This is a genomic window from Polaromonas sp. P1_E1_2 (assembly GCF_056406035.1).
The window spans coordinates 1-1,010 of the sequence record NZ_JBFUAZ010000948.1 but is presented as its reverse complement, the minus strand read 5'-3'; the positions used below and the strand labels follow the sequence as shown (position 1 = coordinate 1,010).

Sequence of the window (1,010 nt, the reverse complement as noted above, 5' to 3'; positions counted from 1 at the left end):
TGGTATGCCAGCCGGCCGGACTATATCCAGCGCATGACCGAGCGCTCCAGCAAATACCTTTTTCATATCGTTGAAGAACTCGAGCGCCGCCAGATGCCGACGGAACTGGCATTGCTGCCGTTCATCGAAAGCGCTTTTAACCCGCAGGCCGTTTCCAGCGCCAAAGCCGCCGGCATGTGGCAGTTCATGCCGGCCACCGGCAAATATTTCGACCTGAAACAAAACGCTTTCCGCGACGACCGGCGCGACGTACTGGCTTCCACCCGTGCGGCACTGGACTACCTGCAAAAGCTGCATGGCATGTTTGGCGACTGGCATCTGGCGCTGGCGGCCTACAACTGGGGGGAGGGCAGCGTGGGCCGCGCCATCGCCAAAAACCAGAGAGCAGGGCTGGGCACCAGCTACACCGACCTGAACATGCCGGCAGAAACGAGGCTCTACGTGCCCAAGCTGCAGGCCGTCAAAAACATTGTGGCCAATCCCCAGGCATTCCGCACGGAATTGCCGCTGATCGAAAACCACCCTTATTTTCAGCAGGTGCTGATCACACGCGACATTGATGTGGCCCTGGCCGCACGCCTTGCGGACGTCAAGATTGAAGACTTCAAGGCACTGAACCCTTCAGCACATCGCCCCGTCATCATTGCGGCAGGAACGCCCCAGATACTGCTTCCCTGGGACAACGCCACGGTGTTTCAGCGCAACTTCGAGGCCTACACCCAGGGGCAATATGCCAGCTGGACCGCCTGGTCGGCGCCCAGCACCATGAACCCGGCCGAAGCAGCACGCCGCACCGGCATGAGTGAGGCCGATCTGCGCAGCGTCAACAACATACCGCCGCGCATGCTCATCAAGGCAGGCTCGACCTTGCTGGTGCCGCGTTCCGCCAAGGTGGAAAACGACGTTACCAGCCACGTTGCAGATACCGCCCAGGTCTCGTTCTCTCCCGAAGTCGTGACACGCCGCACCACCGTCAAGGCCCGCAAGGGTGGGTCGGTTGCAACCATTGC

At 60.8% G+C, this 1,010-nt stretch carries 1 protein-coding gene; it reads left to right on the top strand.

Annotated features, from left to right (window positions below):
- On the top strand, positions 1–1,010 hold a 1,010-nt coding region (locus AC1D1P_RS24325), incomplete at both ends, for a transglycosylase SLT domain-containing protein (RefSeq protein WP_477674790.1).